Source organism: Crenobacter sp. CS_VA4, from assembly GCF_055597485.1.
Genome location: NZ_JBVMAE010000024.1, coordinates 14742 through 29675, shown reverse-complemented (window position 1 = coordinate 29675; position 14934 = coordinate 14742). Strand labels below are relative to the sequence as shown.

The following is a 14934-nucleotide window of genomic DNA, read 5'->3' as shown; positions in this document are numbered from 1 at the left end:
AAGGCAGCCAGCTTCAGGCTGAACGGTTGGACGCCGGGCGCCTCTGGACCGCGCTCGCCGGACGAGTCCCGCCCGCCCTTGCCTTGCCCCTACGCCGTTTCTTGTACCGGCATCAGAATGCCGCGTGCTTGGTTGAAAACGATCCGATAGAGAGACTTGTTCATGGTGTCTGGCAGTCAATGAGGGCCCGCGGGGATTACCACTGCAGGGCAAGGCGGAAATGGGTGATGGAAGGACGGGACAGGCCGGCAGGCTGATGGAGTGCCTGCTCGTGGCTCAATTCGGCTGTCAGCCAACCGGAAAGGGCGCCTCGGAGACCGACAGCCCAACCCGACAAGCTATGCGCGCCAGCGTCGGCATTGACCATGTGTGAGACTTGGCCAGCATCCAGCCCCGCATAGGTTTCAAGAGAAGTGCCACTTTCCATTGGCGGCACGAGTGACCAGCTCAACTCGTTGCGCAGGTAGAAGCCGCTCTGCCCGGTCAGGCTGTAAGTGTCGAAGCCCCGTACCGTATAGCGGCTGCCGATGCTGAACTGCTCGGAGGAGTACAGCAGATTCGGGCTGTACTGGCCGCGCAGTTCGCTGCTCCAGCGCAGGTTCTCTTTGCCCAGCCGAAATGGTGCAGTCAGGCTCAGCCTGCCGGTGAACACTTCTTGCCGGGACGTCGGGCCGCCCGCGGCCGCGAGCGAGTCGTCCTGCGCACCCCACCAGCCCACACCACGGGTGTAGCCGAGCCCCGCATCCAGCACGGTCGAGCCAAAGTAATGCCGATGCGACAGATCGAGCCCGACATTGGTCAGGTCGCGGCGTTGCTGCTGGATTTCGGTGTCTTCGATGAAGTTGCGCGATGCCTTGCGGGTCAGCTGAAGGGCCAGCTCGGTCTTGCTGTCTTGATTGCGGTGCAGCAGGCGCGAGAGCGACAACAAGGTGTTGCGGCTGTGCCCCCTCGAGGTGAAGTTCTGGTTGTTCCCCTCGACGGTCTGTGAAAACGAGAATTCGCTATAGCTGGCAAACGCCGTCCAATTGCCAAACGGGAACAGCCACGACACGGTGTCGGACTGGCTAAGAGGATGCGAGATGTGCTGGGCGTCCTGGCTCCAGAGAATCGACAGCACGTCGTTCAGCCCTGCCAGGTTATCGACCGTGACCGCCGTTGAGCCCTGCAGCTTGCCGGTCGGCTTCTGTCCCGAGTCGTCCACCGACAGGAGCGCCGCCACCGGACGGGTACGCTCCCGCAGCACCACGACATCCGATTCGCCCGGCTGCTCCGCCGGGACGATCTCCATCGTGGCACGCTGCGAGCGCGGCCGGGACAGCTGCTCCAGCCCTTGCTCCAGGTCACGAACACTGAGGATGTCGCCGGGTCCGGTCGGGAAGGCCGAGCGGAGCGACCGATCGCTCCCGCCGTCTTTGAGCCGGATTTCGCGCACCTTGCCGGGTACGACCACCAGCCGCAGCGTGCCCGAAGACAAGTCTTGCTCGGGCAGATAGACGCGGCTGGTGACATAGCCCCGCTCGACAATGGCATTGGTCAGCGCGACCACCAGTGCATTGGCTTGGCTGAGACCCAGGCACTTCCCCTGCTCCGCCTGCGCCAGCGGCAACAGCCACGCAAGCCACGTCGCCGGCGCCCCGTCGAGCAGAACCGTGGCGACGTTGAAGCACACGACATCGGGTTTCTGGGCCCCGGCGGGGCGCTCCGGCTGCAGCGTGGGCGGCGGAAGGAAGACGTCGGGACGCTTGAGCAGCTCTTCCCGTTGCTGGTCGAGTTGCTGCTGCTGATTGCGAAGGATTTGATCAGGGGGCTCAGCCGCCAATGAAGCCACAGAGAGCAGCATCGCGACCGTCGCCATGACGGCAGAGGACTTGGGGAACGGCATCAAAAAACCGGAAGGCCTTTAAAAAGCCCGCGATTTTATACTTTTGTCATTAAAAATGCCAATACAATTTCAATGTCGAGATAAAGACTCCAGTTGCAATTAAGCCTTCTACCTTCAATGTCGTTCAAAGTAGCTGCGACAAGTCTAGGGAGTTGCGGTTTAGACAGAGAAGACCAATTGAGTATCGGGTGGCCGCTAAGCGCAGACTGCGCGGCGGGAACGACCGATACGCGCAATAGCAGCACTTTGGTTCAACGTCGGATCCAACTGAGCCACCCGCTCAAGACAAAACGCCCGGTCACGACGACCGGGCGTTTTCCATTGATGGGCGCGCTGTGCTCAGGACAACTTGCGGAACAGCCGATACGCAAGGTAGTTCTGCGTCTCCTTGAACAGGAAGCGCAGTTGCGAGCCGACCGTCTGGTAACGGCTCGATGGCGTCGGCGCCGGGTAGGCCTTCAGCCCCAGGTCGTGCGCCATCAGCATCGCCCGGCGCATGTGGTACGGGTCGCTGACGATCAGGAAGGAATCGAGGCCGATCGCGTGGGCCTCGCGTCCGGCGTTCTTCAGGTTGTCGTAGGTGGTGCGCGATTCGGTCTCGATCAGGATGTCTTCGGGCGGCACGCCGCGCTCGATCGCGTAGCGCCGCCCCACCGCCGCCTCGGTCGGGTAGCCCGGCTCCGGGGTGCCGCCGGTGAACACCAGCATCCGCACCCGCCGCGCCTGGTAGAGCGACAGCGCATGGTTGATCCGCTCGCGGAACACCGGCGACGGCCGGCCGCCCCAGGCGGCCGCACCGAGCACCAGCGCCGCGTCGGCGGCCTGGTCGCCGTGCCGCTCGCTGTATTCATAGATCTGCCAGGCGGTATAGCCCGCGCCCAGCAGCACCAACAGCAGGCTGACCGCCACGCCGTTGATGAACCAGCGCCAGGTGCTGGCCCGTTTGATCTTCATCCCCTCTGCATCCCAAAGCGGCCACGATCGCAATCGTGGCAGACAGGCATTCTGTGCCCGAGTTCTCGGTCGGTGACGGGCACCGCCGGCATTCTGATCGACAACGATACGGCCGGCTCATGGCCGACCGTCGTTACCGCTAGAAAATACGCCAGCCGGCGCCTGTCGTCAAAACACGACAGTGCGGCGCGACACCGGAGTCATGGCTTACAGGCTGGCGACGGCAAAGGTGTTGCAACTGTCGATCCGACCCGATTGCAGGCCGGCGCGGAACCACTTCAGCCGCTGTGCCGAGCTGCCGTGGGTGAACGAGTCGGGCACCACCCGGCCCTGCGCCTGCTGCTGCAAGCGGTCGTCACCGATCGCCTGCGCCGCCGCGAACGCCTGCTCGGCATCGCCCTGCTCCAGCAGATCGCGCTCGGCCGCGTGGTTGCCCCACACCCCGGCCAGGCAGTCGGCCTGTAACTCCTGCCGCACCGACAAGGCGTTGCGGTAGCTCTGCGGCTTGCCGCGTCCGGCGGCGTCGACCTGTTGCGGGACGCCGAGCAGCGACTGTACGTGATGGCCGACCTCGTGAGCGATCACGTAGGCGCGGGCGAACTCGCCCGGCGCGCCGAAGCGGCCGGACAATTCGTCGAAGAAGCCCAGGTCGATGTAGACCTTGCGGTCGCCCGGGCAGTAGAACGGCCCGACCGCGGCGCTGGCCTGGCCGCAGGCCGATGCCACCTGCTGGCGGAACAGCACCAGCTTGGGCGGCTGATACGGCTTGCCGAGCTGGTCGGGAAACTGTTTGCCCCAGACGTCCTCGGTGTCGCCGAGCACCGCGCGGACGAAACGAGCGCCCTCGTCGTTGGCCGGCGGAGCGGCCGGCGCGCGCTGCTGGGTCGGCGCCGGACCGGTCAGGTTGCCGACCACGCCGAGCATCTCGATCGGGTTCTTGCCGAGCAGCAGGCTGATCACCACCACCGCGACGATGCCGCCGATCCCGAGGCCGCCCAGGCGGATTCCCACGCCGCCCCCACCGCCGCGACGGTCTTCGACGTTGTCGCTCTGGCGCATGTCGTTCCAGCGCATGGTCTTATCTCCAATGGCAGTTCCACGTCATTGTCGATCAGGCTGGCGACTTTGCCCACCTCTGGATCAACTGCGCTGGTGACGTGCGGAACGCGGCGGGTAATGATGGTAGGCGGCGCAGCGCGGGCAGCTCTCGCTCTCGCTGCCCAGCTGGGCCAGCCAGTAGCAGAGCCGACGCCAGTCGCGGTGCAGCACATGCATCAGATGGTGGCTGAACGGCACCGAATGACCGGTGCTAAGACGATGGGACCTGTGCATGGCCAACTCCTCGGGAGGGGTCGAATGCCCCCTCACCCTGATGCTAGACAAGCCGCCGTAAAGAAGGGGTAAAAACAGGCCACACGGCCGACCAGCTAAGGTGTTGGTAAGCCTCTCGGGTGGTAGTGGCCCTTTCGAGGCAAAGATCCCTGCCGGCATGCCCCGGTTTCGGCCGAGCATCCCACCCTGTGGATAACTATGTGGGCAAGCGGTAGATAGGCGGTGGAGCGACTGGGGATATCAGCCGATCAGTTCGATCTCGAACTGCGGCGCCGGCGCGCAGCGCATCCATTCGGAAAACGCGCCGCACTGCGCATGGGTCAGCGCCTCGCGCCAGTTGCGGATCACCTGGTCGGCCTCGTCCATCCCGGTCGGATAGCGGCCGAACTGGCCCATCGTGTAGTCGTGAGCCCACTTGGCGAAGCTGGCGCTGTCTTCCGTGCCGAAGTAGTCGACCAGCGCCAGATGAAAGCCGCGCTCGACGTCGCGGGCGTCGATCGGGTGGAAAGCGGGTTTGAGCAGGCGGACAACGAGGCGCGGCATGGGAGGACCTGCAAGCGGTGGGCGGTTAGGGATATGAACGCGTCAATATAGCGCTAGCGCCGCGGCAAGGAAAGCCCGCTGCTCATCGGGCTTTAACGCAGCCCCGTAGCGGCGGCAAGCGGCGCCACTCGCTTCCGGTCGAGCGATCGGTCTGTTATAGTCGCGCCCGGCCGCGGATATCTGCCGCGCAGCCGACCGATCAATTCCGCTCGCCTGTTTTGCGAGTCGCCGGAGACCACATGCTAGTCGTCTACATGGGCCTGTACGCCCTGGCCGTGCTATTGGCCAACCTGACCCTCGACCATTTCATCCCGCTGCCCGGCTACGGCCTGTTAAGCATCGGCACGATCTTCTTCGCCGCGGTGTTCACGCTGCGCGACCGGATCAACCTGATCAGCCTGAAGGCGGTGTACGTCGCGATCGCCTTGGCGCTGACCATCACCACCATCGCCGCGCTGCTCACCCATACCCCGCCGCGCTTCATCGCCGCGTCGTTCATGGCGATCCTGCTGGGCGAACTGTCCGAGACCGCGGTGTTCCAGCGCCTGAAGCACCGCTCCTGGCCGATGCGCGCGCTGTCGAGCAACGCGATCGGTATCCCGCTCGACTCGGTGTCGTTCACGCTGATCGCCTTCGCCGGCACCATGACCATGTCGCAGATGATGGAGATCGTCTGGGCCGACGTGGTGGTGAAATTCGCGATCGCCTCGCTGTTGGTGATCAACCTGCGCAAACGTCGCCGCGCCACCGCGCTGCAAGGAGCCGCCGCATGAACGACTACACCTCGCCGCACAACGGCCGTCTGATCAAGACCATCGGCAACCAGCGCCCGCAGATGACGATGACCGTCGAGCACGTGCTGCTGCTGCCGGAGCTGTGCCCGGCGAGCAAGAACCCCAAGCCCGGTTCGAGCGTGACGGTACGCTACGAAGCCGGCGCCCGGCTGCTGGAGCTGTTCTCGCTCGACCAGTACATCGACGGCTTCGTCGGGCATAGGGTCGTGCGCGACATCGAGTTCTTCACCCAGGCGATCGGCGAAGACTGCGCCAACGCCCTCGGCCAGCCGGTCGAGGTGGTCGCCGAGATCGAACTGAACGCGGTGCGCCAGCGCCAGAAGGTCAGCCTGAGCGCGCGGCCGACGCTGTAACCCCCTCCCCCGGACCGGGCCGAGCCGACTCGCGCCGCTCGGTCCGAGCCTAGCTACAGTCCGGCTCCCCCGTCTGCCACGCCCGATTGCCGCGGCGACACGTTCTTGTCATTGCGCAAGGTCCCTTTGCATTCAAGCACCGACAAAAAAGACCAAAGAAATTATTTAAACTACGTATAAATGCTAATTGCATTTATCATTATTGTCCCTATGATCGCGACTCTCATAACAACATGACAAAGAGGGACGTGGATGTACCTACAACGCAAGAAACTGACAACCATCACCCTGTCGGCATTGCTGCTGAGCGCCTGTGGCGGTGGCGGCGGCTCCGGCACGACCCAGAGCAGCGGCAGCACCGCACCGCCGAAACAGGCGGTAGCCGGTCGTCTGGTCGCACCGGAGAACACCACCACCACTAGCAGCCGCATCCTGCTGCAGGAACAGCGCCGGCTTTCCGGCATCCAGGCGCTGACGCAGAGCTGCCCTGACGTGCCGTCCGGCTATGCGCCGCTGAGCGGCGTGACGGTAGAGTTCAAGGACAGCAGCGGCAAGACCGTCGATACTCTGACTAGTAGCAGCTGCGGTGAATTCAGCGGCAACGTGGCCGGCAGCAGCGCCCAAGCCAACCTGACGACCCACCAGCCGCTGGTGCTCGACTTCGATGCCCTGAGTAAGGCCGGCAGCAGCAAGGGCACTCCGGTGCTCGCCTCGGTGCTGCCGCTGAACGCGAGCTATCTGATCAGCTCGGTGCAGTATCTGGGTCAGGGTCAGATTGCCTACAGCGTGGTCGACTCGGTCAGCCGCAAGGCGGTGATCGGTCTGAACGCTCAGCACCTGGTCGTCAGCGACAACAGCAATGTCAGCTATACCCCGACCATTCAGGGCGGCAGCGCCAGCGTTGCGACCCCAACCTCGATCGCATTAGTCATGGATGCCAGTGGTTCGATGACGCTCAACCATCGAGATGCCAACGGCGTCTCCCATACCTCGTTCGAGCTGGTGAGCCTGGCGACGCACAACTTCCTGGACGAAGTGGAAAAGCGCGCTGCCGGCGACCAGGTTGGCATGGTGATCTTTGACTACAAGGTCACCGAGATCAATCGGCCTTGGCTGGATCAGCAGTTCCCAATGCTGAACAACAACGGCAGCCCGGTGAAAGCCGGCCTGCCGACGAGCGGGCTGACCAGCAACGTCGCCGCACTGCACCTGGTAGCCGACCTGTACGCTCCCACCTCGCAGCTGTACGGCAAGACGCTCTACAACAAATTTGCGCCTCATCCGAAAACGGGCGCCACCAGCGTCGGCAGCGGCTCTTACCCTTGGGGTAGCTCTACCGCGTTCTTCGATGCCACCGCCAAGGGCCTGGAGCTGTTGGCCAACGTTAGCGGCCGCAAGATGGTCATCAGCATGACTGATGGATGGGAAAACTCTTCGAGCAAATACCGCACCAGCGGCGACCTGATCGCCTACGCCAAGCAGCAGGGGATTCCGGTGCAGACCATCGGCTTCGGTGCGGCGAGCGACGTCGACGAGAAGAGCATGAAGGACATCGCCAGCCAGACCGGCGGTGAATACCAGCGCGTCGAGAACGAACAGATCACCGGCCTGTACCAGAACATCCTGACCGGCATCCGCTTCCAGTACACCGCCAAGCTCGACAAGGTGCCGACCTCGGGCGTCACGCTGAAACTGGTGGTGAAGGCCAACGGCAGCGTATCGCCGGAGAAGACCGTGAGCATCAACTGACGCGCCTGTCTTGGCCGAACGTTCTCGATTCGGCCAAGACAGCAGCACACAACAACAGCCCCGGCCGGTTCACGGCGCGGGGCTGTTTTGTTGACGCAGGGCTGCTTAGGAGGCGCGGCTGACCCAGTCGACCGTCGCGTCGGCCGCCTGGAACTCGTGCACCACCTGCTGCAGCAGCGCGAAGGCGCGCGCCGCGTCGAGCGCCTGGCAGGCACCGGCGAGCCCGGCGAGGTAGCCGTCGAGCTCGGTGCGGCTCAGGCAGTACTCCTGAGCGCGCAGGATCCGGGCGTGCTCGGTCGGCAGCACGTCGGCACCGATCAGCAGTTCCTCGTACAGTTTCTCGCCCGGGCGTAAGCCGTCATAGCGGATCTCGATGTCGCCGTGCGGATGCGCGTCGTCCTTCACCTCGAGGCCGGACAGGTGCACCATCCGCCGCGCGAGATCGGCGATCTTCACCGGCTCGCCCATGTCGAGCACGAACACGTCGCCGCCCTCGCCCATCGCGCCGGCCTGGATCACCAGCTGCGCCGCCTCGGGGATGGTCATGAAGTAGCGGGTGATGTCCGGGTGCGTCACCGTCACCGGCCCGCCCTGCTTGATCTGCTTCTTGAACAGCGGCACCACCGAGCCGGAACTGCCGAGCACATTGCCGAAGCGCACCATCACGAAGCGGGTGCGGCTGCCCGTTTGTTCACGGCTCGCGTGGCGGGCCTGCAGGGTCAGTTCGGCCAACCTTTTGGTCGCGCCCATCACATTGGTCGGGCGCACCGCCTTGTCGGTCGAGATCAGCACGAAGGTGTCGACGCCGCAGTCCTCGGCCGCGCGCGCGCAGGTGTCGGTGCCGAAGGCGTTGTTGAGGATGCCGGCGACCGGATTGTGCTCGACCATCGGCACGTGCTTGTACGCGGCGGCGTGGTAGACGGTCTCGACGCCGAACGCCTGCATCACGCTCTTCAGCCGCGGGTAGTCGAGCACCGAACCGAGCAGCGCGACGCGCGGCACCTGCGGCGCCAGCTGCGCCAGCTCGTGGTCGATCGCGTACAGCGCGTACTCGGTCAGCTCGAACAGCACGATCCGGGCCGGACGGTTCTTGACGATCTGCCGGCACAGCTCCGAGCCGATCGAGCCGCCGGCGCCGGTGACAATCACCACCCGGCCCTCGATATTGCGCGCCAGCAGTTCCTGCTTCGGCGGCACCGGGTCGCGGCCGAGCAGGTCCTCGATATCGACCTCTTTGAGTTCGTCGACGCGCACCTCGCCCGACACCAGGTCGGCCAGGCCCGGCAGGCGACGGATCGGCAGGCGCAGCGGCTCGAGAGCCTCGAGGATTTCGCGGTGGCGCGAACGGCTCGCCGACGGCATCGCCAGCAGCAACTCGCCTGCCTTCCTCGCCTGCATCACCTCGGCGACCCGCGCCGGGTTGTTCACCGCGATGCCGCCGTAGGTGCGCCCCCACAACGCCGGATTGTCGTCGAAGAACGCCACCACCCGGTACTCGCGGGCGGCCTGCAGGGCCATCATCAGCTGCAGGCCGGCGCGGCCGGCACCGTAGATCGCCACCGGCTTGTTCGGCGAGTCGGCCGCGTCGAGCGTGCGCACCAGTCCCCTGAGCAGGAAGCGGCTGCCGCCGATATACGCCATCGCGAACATCCAGAAGATGATGATCGCGCTCCTCGGGAACGGGCTGATCCGCGCCATCACGATCACCGCGGTCAACACCAGCACCGCCAGCGTCACCCCGTAGAACACGGTGAGCACCACCTTGTCGTCGAGGAAGCGGATCACCGCGCGATAGAGGCCCAGCTTGATGAAGATCGGGACCACCCACAAGGGCGGCACCGCGAAGATCCACAGATACGGGGTCAGCTTCGGGTCCCAGACGCCGCCGAGGCGTAGGTAGACCGCGCACCACAGAGCGAACGGCAGCAACAGCGCGTCGAGCAGCATCAACAGCGCCATCTTATTGTGGCGGGAAAAATTCAACAGGTTTGCAAACATGGCTTAACGGGCAACGATCCTGGCGAGCGTCGCAAAGATGATTCGGAGGTCTTCGGCCAGCGTGTGGCTGTCGGCGTAGCGCGCATAGTAGCCGAGCTTTTCCGGCAGCACCTGTTCGATATACGCACGTTCCGGGTCGGCCGCGGCGCCGAGGATTTCGTTTTCGTCGATCATCCGGATCGACGCCCAGTCGGTGATGCCGGGGCGCAGCGCCAGCACCTTGTCGCGCAGCTCGGCCGGGTAGTGGGCGACGTACTTGGGCACCTCGGGGCGCGGGCCGACCAGGCTCATCGTGCCCTGCAGCACGTCGATCAGCTGCGGCAGCTCGTCGCACTTGCTCTTGCGCAGGAAGCGCCCGGCGCGGGTCACCCGCGCGTCGGCGCCGACGGTGAGCTGGCCCTGCCGCTCGGCGTCGACCTCCATGGTGCGGAACTTGTGGATGCCGAACGGTTGGCCGAAGCGGCCGACCCGGGTCTGGCGGAAGAACACCGGCCCCGGGGAGTCGAGCTTGATCCACAGCGCCAGCGCCAAGAGCAAGGGCGACAGCACGAGCAGGCCGGCGCCGGCGGCGACCAGGTCGAACGCGCGCTTAGCCGCGTCCGAACCCGGGCGGCCGGCGGAGACAGCAGGCAGGCTCATGCGCCGAGAATCTCCCGGATCGCCGCGATCACGCGGGTCTGGTCGGCGTCGCTCATCTTGGTGTAGAGCGGAATCGTCACCTCGGCCTCGAAGGCCGCCTGCGCCACCGGGAACTGCTCGGGCTTCAGCGAATAGCCATCGCGCCATACCGGGTGCAGGTGCAGCGGGATGAAGTGCACCGAGCAGCCGATGCCCTTGTCGGCCATCGCCTGGATGAAGTCATTGCGGGCGATGCCGGCTTCCGGCTTCAACCGCACCGGGTAGAGGTGCCAGGCGTGCAGGTCGCCGGCGTGCGCAGGGCGGGCCGGCAGGATCAGCGGCAGGTCGGCGAGTTCGCGGTCGTAGCGTTTGGCCATCGCCTCGCGCTGCTCGTGGAAGCGACGGATCTTCTTGAGCTGGTGGATGCCCATCGCTGCGGCGATGTCCGGCATGTTGTACTTGAAGCCCGGCTCGACCACCTCGTAGAACCAGGCCGGGGTCTTCGACACGTAGCGGTCGAACGCGTCGCGGCTGATGCCGTGCAGGCGCATCACCTTGCAGCGCTTGATGATGTCCGGGTTGGCCGACACCACCATGCCGCCTTCGCCGGTGGTCATCGTCTTGTTGGCGTAGAAGCTGAACACCGTCACGTCCGACGCCAGCTTGCCGATCGTGGTGCCCTTGTAGCTGGTCGGCAGCGCGTGCGCGGCGTCCTCGATCACCTTGAGATCATGCTCGCGCGCGATCGCCAGGATCTCGTCCATCTCGCAGGCGAGGCCGGCGAAGTGCACCGGCATGATCGCACGGGTCTTGGCGGTGATCGCCGCGCGGATCGCCGCCGGGTCGATATTGAAGGTGACCGGGTCGACGTCGACGAACACCGGGTCGGCGCCGAGGTAGCGCACCACCTCGGCAGTGGAGGTAAAGGTGTAGGTCGGCACGATCACCTCGTCGCCCGGGCCGATGCCCACCGCTTCGAGCGCCAGGTGCAGGCCGGCGGTGGCGGAGTTGACCGCGATCGCCTCGACGCCGCCGCCGAGGAAGTCGGCGAAGTCGGCCTCGAATTGCTTGGTCTTCGGCCCGGTGGTCACCCAGCCGGAGCGCAGCGCGTCGACCACTTCGTTGATTTCTTCTTCGCCGATGTCCGGCAGCGCGAAGGGCAGGAATTTATCAGTCATCGTTACAAACCTGGTTGCAGCGGCATGGGCCGCCAAGATCGTTCAGCACGACGCGCGGGCGCCGGACAAGCCGGCGCGGCGCTCGCTATTCTAATCCAGCGAAGCGGTCGATGACCGCGTCGCCAATCCATTCGGGGCCGGGCTCGACGGGGGCACATTTACGGCGTGCGCGGCTTCAACGCCACCGACAGCGTCAGGTCCTTGTAGAGCCGCCCGCCGGCGCGGCGCGAGGCGGCGCGCTCGTAGGCGATGTTGGCGAGCCAACCGGGCTTGCCCTGGCAGACGAAGCGGCCGAACCACTGGCGCTTCTGCGCGTATTTTATCGCGTCGACCACCAGCGGGTCGGCGGGCGCGGCCGCCTCGTTCGCCGGCGGCTCGCTGCTCAGATCCATGCTGGTCAGCGCCGTGGCCGACGCCACGGCGGGCAGCGGGTCCGGCTTTGCCTCGCCGAGAAACACCGTCTGGCTCAGCGGCAGGTCGACGTAGTCCCAGCGGCCGCCCTGCTTATTGCACAGTTCGGCCAGCTGGTCGCGGCGCCCGGCCAGCCGGGCGAGCTCCGAGCCGTCGATATACGGCTGCGCCGCCAGCTCGGTGACCTGCAGCGACACGATCGAATAGCGCGCGCCCTCGCCGACACGGGGCAGTTCGCCCGATGAACCGCCCAAGCCGGCACAGCCGGCCAGCAACAGCGCCCCCAACACCCACGGCCTCCGCTTCGGCTTCATGACGACTCCCTGATCGACGACACTGCAAGCAGTATGGTCAGCCAAGGCGTCGCCACCAAGCCGGCCAAGCTTGGTTACAGGTCGGCGAGCGGCAGCTCGGCGCTGAATTCGCCGTCGACCTCCTTGACGATCGCCTGGCCGGCGATGGCGCGGCCGCTGTTGCTGTCGAACGCCAGCGTCGGGTTGCCGTACAGCTGCCAGCCGCGGTTCAACGCCTCGCTGACGCGCAGGCAGAAGCTCTTGTCGTCGGGGCCGGTCAGGTAGCGGTACAGCTTCATGCAGCGCCCCATGCAGCGCCCCCGGTCTTGCCCGACACCAGTTCGAAGTGTTCGACGGTCGGGAACGGCTCGTAGAAGTGGTGCAGCAGGCGTTTCCAATCCTGGTACTCGGCCGAACCGCGGAAGCCCTCGGTGTGGTCTTCCAGCGTGCGCCAGTTCACCAGCAGCACGTAGCGGCTGCGCGACTCGAGGCAGCGCTGCAACTGGTGCGACACGTAACCGGCCATGCTCGAAATGATCGCCGACGCCTCGGCGAACGCCGCCTCGAAGGCGGCCTCCTGACCCGGCTTCACCTGCAACATCGCGACTTCCAGAATCATCGTGTTCCCCTTTCTTGGTTAGCAAGCGGCGCCGTCGCCGGCGTCAGTAGTTTCTGCCAGTAGCCAACGTCGAGCCAGCGGCCGAACTTGCAGCCGACCTCGCGAAAACAGCCGACCGGCTCGAAACCGAAGCGCTCGTGCAGCGCGATGCTCGCCGGGTTGGGCAAGGCGATGCTGGCGATCACCGTGTGTACGCCCTGCTCGCGCAGCATGGCGAACAGCGCGTCGTACAGCGCCGAGCCGAGGCCGCGCCCGGCCGCCGCCGGATCGAGGTAGACCGAGCCCTCGACGGTGTGCCGGTAGGCGCTGCGGCCCTTCCACACACCGCCGTAGGCGTAGCCGAGCACGCGGCCGTCCTCTTCCAGCACCAGCCACGGCAGGCCGTGCGCCAGCACGTCGGCGATCCGGCGCGCCATCTCCAGCTCGGACGGGACGACCTCCTCGAACGAGATGGTGGTGTGCTGTACGTAGTGCGCGTAGATCGCCGCGATCGCGGCGGCGTCGGCGCAGGTGGCGGGGCGGATCGGCAGGGGCGTGGTCATCGTGTGCTCGTTTGATAGGTTGGCCGAAGCCTCAGCGCAGCTTCACGGCCGCCAGGAAGCGTTCGGCGAGGCCGCGATAGTCGTGCTTTTCCAGCACGAAAGCCCGGCCGCGCTCGCCCATCGCGGCGCGTTCGGCCGGCGAGGTCAGCAGCATCTGCCGGACCGCCATCGCGATCGAGGTGGGGTCTTCCGCCGCCACCGAAATGCCGGCGTCCGCCTCGGCGACCATGTCGTTGCCGGCCTCGACCGAATGGATCACCGGCTTGCCGGCCATCAGGTAGTCGAACAGCTTGTTCGGGTTGATGCCGAAGCGGTAGATGGGCAGCTTGCGCCAGCCGATGAACAGCGCGTCCATATGGTTCAGGAACTCCGGCACCGCGTGCTTGGCGATCGCCGGCAGGAACACCACGTTGGCGAGCTTCATCTCGGCGGCGCGTGCCTGCAGCGCCGCCTTGTCCGGGCCGTCGCCGACCAGCACGAAGGTTACCGGCTTGTCGGAAAGCTTGGCCGCCGCGTCGAGCAGGTAGTCGAGCGCGTTGGCGAGGCCGTGCCCGCCGGCGTAGCCGATCAGGAAGCGGCCGGCCGCCTTCAGTTCGGCCAGCTTGGCCACATGCTCGTCGGGCAGCGGCTGCGTCTCGCCCTGCCACTCGGCGACGTCGACGCCGTTCGGGATCACCGCGTACTTGGCCGGGTCCATGCCGTGCTCGACCATGTAGTCGCGCGCACACGGCAGCATCGAGATCACCGTATCGGCCTTGCGGTAGCCGAAGTCCTCTGCCCACTGCATCAGCCGGATAAACGGATGCTTAGTCGACATGCCGCCGACCTCTACCGGAGTGAGCGGCCACAGGTCGTGCACCTCGTAGACCAGCCGCGCGCCGGTCCTGGCAGCGATCCATGCCGCCGGCACGGTGTCGAGCGGATAGGTGCTCGACGCGATCACCACGTCCGGGCGCCACGCCTGAATCTTGCCGGACAGCCCCATCAGCCGCGACAGGAAGCTGAAGATGTTCAGAACTCGGCCGACGCCGTTGCCCTGGTACGGACGGGTACGGCACCACAGATAGTGGATGCCGTCGATGTCCTCGTCGCGGTACTTGCCGTTCATGCGCGGGTTGCGCTGGCGCAGGTGCGAGGTGTCGGCCGCCACCATCATCACCTGGTGGCCGGCGCGCACCCATTCGCGCGCCAGGTAGTAGGGGCGAAACTCCATGCCGTGGCGCGGGCTGCCGGCGTAGTGGTTGATGTAGAGGATCTTCATCGTTCGGTGAAACCGCGGCGTTTCGCCTCGTCATCCAGGCCCTTGAAGCGCGCCTCGTTGAAGCGCCAGCCGATATAGCCGAGCACGCCGAGCAGCAGCAGCAGCGCCAAGAGGTTGAGCAGGTGGTAAAGCGGATCGGGGTTGATCGGCTTGCCGCGCGCCCAGTCGTACAGATAGCCGACCGGCAGCGCCAGCAGCGCGTAGACCAGCGCCTTGCGAATGATGAAGGCGAGCGGGCCCTTCTTGCGTTGCTCGCGCCAGCGCGCCCAGAACGCGCCGGAGGTTTCCTTGGCCATGATGCCGTATCCCTTGTGCCGCCGCTGGCGGCCTGATGTCGTTATTTGTTTAGAGCCGGCCGTTCGGCCAACCTTGTCGCCTGCTCCAGGCAGATTGCCGAGCAGGCGCTT

Annotated in this window: 18 protein-coding genes; 3 read left to right on the top strand and 15 right to left on the bottom strand. The window is 65.7% G+C overall.

What is annotated here, in order from left to right; genetic code table 11:
- Positions 1–89: 89 nt before the first annotated feature.
- The 6 genes from ACZ2IA_RS18010 to ACZ2IA_RS17985 all read right to left on the bottom strand — a co-directional run bounded on the left by ACZ2IA_RS18010 (position 90) and on the right by ACZ2IA_RS17985 (position 4711).
- A complete protein-coding gene (locus ACZ2IA_RS18010; RefSeq protein WP_470293989.1) occupies positions 90–164 on the bottom strand; it encodes an ESPR-type extended signal peptide-containing protein in 75 nt (24 codons plus the stop codon).
- Between the two features lie 32 nt (positions 165–196).
- Positions 197–1882, bottom strand: a complete 1686-nt coding sequence (locus tag ACZ2IA_RS18005; RefSeq protein ID WP_470293973.1) for a ShlB/FhaC/HecB family hemolysin secretion/activation protein — start codon at positions 1880–1882, stop codon at positions 197–199.
- Between the two features lie 339 nt (positions 1883–2221).
- Complete coding sequence (locus tag ACZ2IA_RS18000; RefSeq protein ID WP_470293972.1) at positions 2222–2836, bottom strand: YdcF family protein; 615 nt, start codon at positions 2834–2836, stop codon at positions 2222–2224.
- A gap of 207 nt (positions 2837–3043) precedes the next feature.
- Positions 3044–3910, bottom strand: a complete 867-nt coding sequence (ypfJ, locus tag ACZ2IA_RS17995; RefSeq protein ID WP_470293971.1) for a KPN_02809 family neutral zinc metallopeptidase — start codon at positions 3908–3910, stop codon at positions 3044–3046.
- 66 nt (positions 3911–3976) lie between these two features.
- Complete coding sequence (locus ACZ2IA_RS17990) at positions 3977–4168, bottom strand: hypothetical protein (protein ID WP_470293970.1); 192 nt, start codon at positions 4166–4168, stop codon at positions 3977–3979.
- 240 nt (positions 4169–4408) lie between these two features.
- Positions 4409–4711: a hypothetical protein gene (locus ACZ2IA_RS17985; protein ID WP_470293969.1), complete on the bottom strand. Its 303-nt coding sequence runs from the start codon at positions 4709–4711 to the stop codon at positions 4409–4411.
- Positions 4712–4950: 239 nt separating this feature from the next.
- Here ACZ2IA_RS17985 and ACZ2IA_RS17980 point away from each other — a divergent pair, with 239 nt between their 5' ends.
- The 3 genes from ACZ2IA_RS17980 (at position 4951) to ACZ2IA_RS17970 (ending at position 7607) form a co-directional block, all read left to right on the top strand.
- Positions 4951–5484 carry a VUT family protein gene (locus ACZ2IA_RS17980; RefSeq protein WP_470293968.1) on the top strand — a complete coding sequence of 178 codons (534 nt, stop codon included), beginning with the start codon at positions 4951–4953 and terminating at the stop codon, positions 5482–5484.
- Positions 5481–5858 (top strand): hypothetical protein, encoded by a 378-nt coding sequence (locus tag ACZ2IA_RS17975; protein WP_470293967.1) that lies wholly within the window; start codon positions 5481–5483, stop codon positions 5856–5858. The genes ACZ2IA_RS17980 and ACZ2IA_RS17975 overlap by 4 nt, the downstream gene beginning before the upstream one ends.
- A gap of 252 nt (positions 5859–6110) precedes the next feature.
- Positions 6111–7607 (top strand): vWA domain-containing protein, encoded by a 1497-nt coding sequence (locus tag ACZ2IA_RS17970; RefSeq protein WP_470293966.1) that lies wholly within the window; start codon positions 6111–6113, stop codon positions 7605–7607.
- A 105-nt stretch (positions 7608–7712) separates the two neighbouring features.
- Here ACZ2IA_RS17970 and ACZ2IA_RS17965 read toward each other — a convergent pair whose 3' ends face one another.
- From ACZ2IA_RS17965 to ACZ2IA_RS17925, 9 genes are all read right to left on the bottom strand, one after another.
- Positions 7713–9605, bottom strand: a complete 1893-nt coding sequence (locus tag ACZ2IA_RS17965; protein ID WP_470293965.1) for a polysaccharide biosynthesis protein — start codon at positions 9603–9605, stop codon at positions 7713–7715.
- A 3-nt stretch (positions 9606–9608) separates the two neighbouring features.
- The gene (locus tag ACZ2IA_RS17960; RefSeq protein WP_470293964.1) at positions 9609–10244 is read right to left on the bottom strand and encodes a sugar transferase; all 636 of its coding nucleotides are present in this window, start codon (positions 10242–10244) and stop codon (positions 9609–9611) included.
- Positions 10241–11401, bottom strand: coding sequence for a DegT/DnrJ/EryC1/StrS family aminotransferase (locus tag ACZ2IA_RS17955; protein ID WP_470293963.1), 1161 nt, complete (start codon positions 11399–11401; stop codon positions 10241–10243). The genes ACZ2IA_RS17960 and ACZ2IA_RS17955 overlap by 4 nt, the downstream gene beginning before the upstream one ends.
- A 158-nt stretch (positions 11402–11559) precedes the next feature.
- The gene (locus tag ACZ2IA_RS17950) at positions 11560–12126 is read right to left on the bottom strand and encodes a hypothetical protein (RefSeq protein WP_470293962.1); all 567 of its coding nucleotides are present in this window, start codon (positions 12124–12126) and stop codon (positions 11560–11562) included.
- A 74-nt stretch (positions 12127–12200) separates the two neighbouring features.
- Entirely contained in the window at positions 12201–12404 is a 204-nt protein-coding gene (locus ACZ2IA_RS17945) for a DUF1737 domain-containing protein (RefSeq protein WP_470293961.1), read from the bottom strand.
- Entirely contained in the window at positions 12401–12724 is a 324-nt protein-coding gene (locus ACZ2IA_RS17940; RefSeq protein ID WP_470293960.1) for an antibiotic biosynthesis monooxygenase family protein, read from the bottom strand. The genes ACZ2IA_RS17945 and ACZ2IA_RS17940 overlap by 4 nt, the downstream gene beginning before the upstream one ends.
- Positions 12721–13266: an arsinothricin resistance N-acetyltransferase ArsN1 family B gene (locus ACZ2IA_RS17935; protein WP_470293959.1), complete on the bottom strand. Its 546-nt coding sequence runs from the start codon at positions 13264–13266 to the stop codon at positions 12721–12723. The genes ACZ2IA_RS17940 and ACZ2IA_RS17935 overlap by 4 nt, the downstream gene beginning before the upstream one ends.
- Positions 13267–13297: 31 nt before the next feature.
- Positions 13298–14527 carry a glycosyltransferase family 4 protein gene (locus tag ACZ2IA_RS17930; RefSeq protein ID WP_470293958.1) on the bottom strand — a complete coding sequence of 410 codons (1230 nt, stop codon included), beginning with the start codon at positions 14525–14527 and terminating at the stop codon, positions 13298–13300.
- Positions 14524–14823, bottom strand: coding sequence for a hypothetical protein (locus ACZ2IA_RS17925; protein WP_470293957.1), 300 nt, complete (start codon positions 14821–14823; stop codon positions 14524–14526). The genes ACZ2IA_RS17930 and ACZ2IA_RS17925 overlap by 4 nt, the downstream gene beginning before the upstream one ends.
- Positions 14824–14934: the final 111 nt, after the last annotated feature.

Bases quoted from the DNA above. Each gene is read 5' to 3' on its own strand.
- ACZ2IA_RS17965 (WP_470293965.1), bottom strand. From the start codon at position 9,605: ATGTTTGCAAACCTGTTGAATTTTTCCCGCCACAATAAGATGGCGCTG.
- ACZ2IA_RS17980 (WP_470293968.1), top strand. From the start codon at position 4,951: ATGCTAGTCGTCTACATGGGCCTGTACGCCCTGGCCGTGCTATTGGCC.
- ACZ2IA_RS17985 (WP_470293969.1), bottom strand. From the start codon at position 4,711: ATGCCGCGCCTCGTTGTCCGCCTGCTCAAACCCGCTTTCCACCCGATC.
- ACZ2IA_RS17925 (WP_470293957.1), bottom strand. From the start codon at position 14,823: ATGGCCAAGGAAACCTCCGGCGCGTTCTGGGCGCGCTGGCGCGAGCAA.
- ACZ2IA_RS17935 (WP_470293959.1), bottom strand. From the start codon at position 13,266: ATGACCACGCCCCTGCCGATCCGCCCCGCCACCTGCGCCGACGCCGCC.
- ypfJ (WP_470293971.1), bottom strand. From the start codon at position 3,910: ATGCGCTGGAACGACATGCGCCAGAGCGACAACGTCGAAGACCGTCGC.
- ACZ2IA_RS17990 (WP_470293970.1), bottom strand. From the start codon at position 4,168: ATGCACAGGTCCCATCGTCTTAGCACCGGTCATTCGGTGCCGTTCAGC.
- ACZ2IA_RS17945 (WP_470293961.1), bottom strand. From the start codon at position 12,404: ATGAAGCTGTACCGCTACCTGACCGGCCCCGACGACAAGAGCTTCTGC.
- ACZ2IA_RS17975 (WP_470293967.1), top strand. From the start codon at position 5,481: ATGAACGACTACACCTCGCCGCACAACGGCCGTCTGATCAAGACCATC.
- ACZ2IA_RS17960 (WP_470293964.1), bottom strand. From the start codon at position 10,244: ATGAGCCTGCCTGCTGTCTCCGCCGGCCGCCCGGGTTCGGACGCGGCT.
- ACZ2IA_RS17930 (WP_470293958.1), bottom strand. From the start codon at position 14,527: ATGAAGATCCTCTACATCAACCACTACGCCGGCAGCCCGCGCCACGGC.
- ACZ2IA_RS18005 (WP_470293973.1), bottom strand. From the start codon at position 1,882: ATGCCGTTCCCCAAGTCCTCTGCCGTCATGGCGACGGTCGCGATGCTG.
- ACZ2IA_RS17970 (WP_470293966.1), top strand. From the start codon at position 6,111: ATGTACCTACAACGCAAGAAACTGACAACCATCACCCTGTCGGCATTG.
- ACZ2IA_RS17950 (WP_470293962.1), bottom strand. From the start codon at position 12,126: ATGAAGCCGAAGCGGAGGCCGTGGGTGTTGGGGGCGCTGTTGCTGGCC.
- ACZ2IA_RS17955 (WP_470293963.1), bottom strand. From the start codon at position 11,401: ATGACTGATAAATTCCTGCCCTTCGCGCTGCCGGACATCGGCGAAGAA.
- ACZ2IA_RS18000 (WP_470293972.1), bottom strand. From the start codon at position 2,836: ATGAAGATCAAACGGGCCAGCACCTGGCGCTGGTTCATCAACGGCGTG.
- ACZ2IA_RS17940 (WP_470293960.1), bottom strand. From the start codon at position 12,724: ATGATTCTGGAAGTCGCGATGTTGCAGGTGAAGCCGGGTCAGGAGGCC.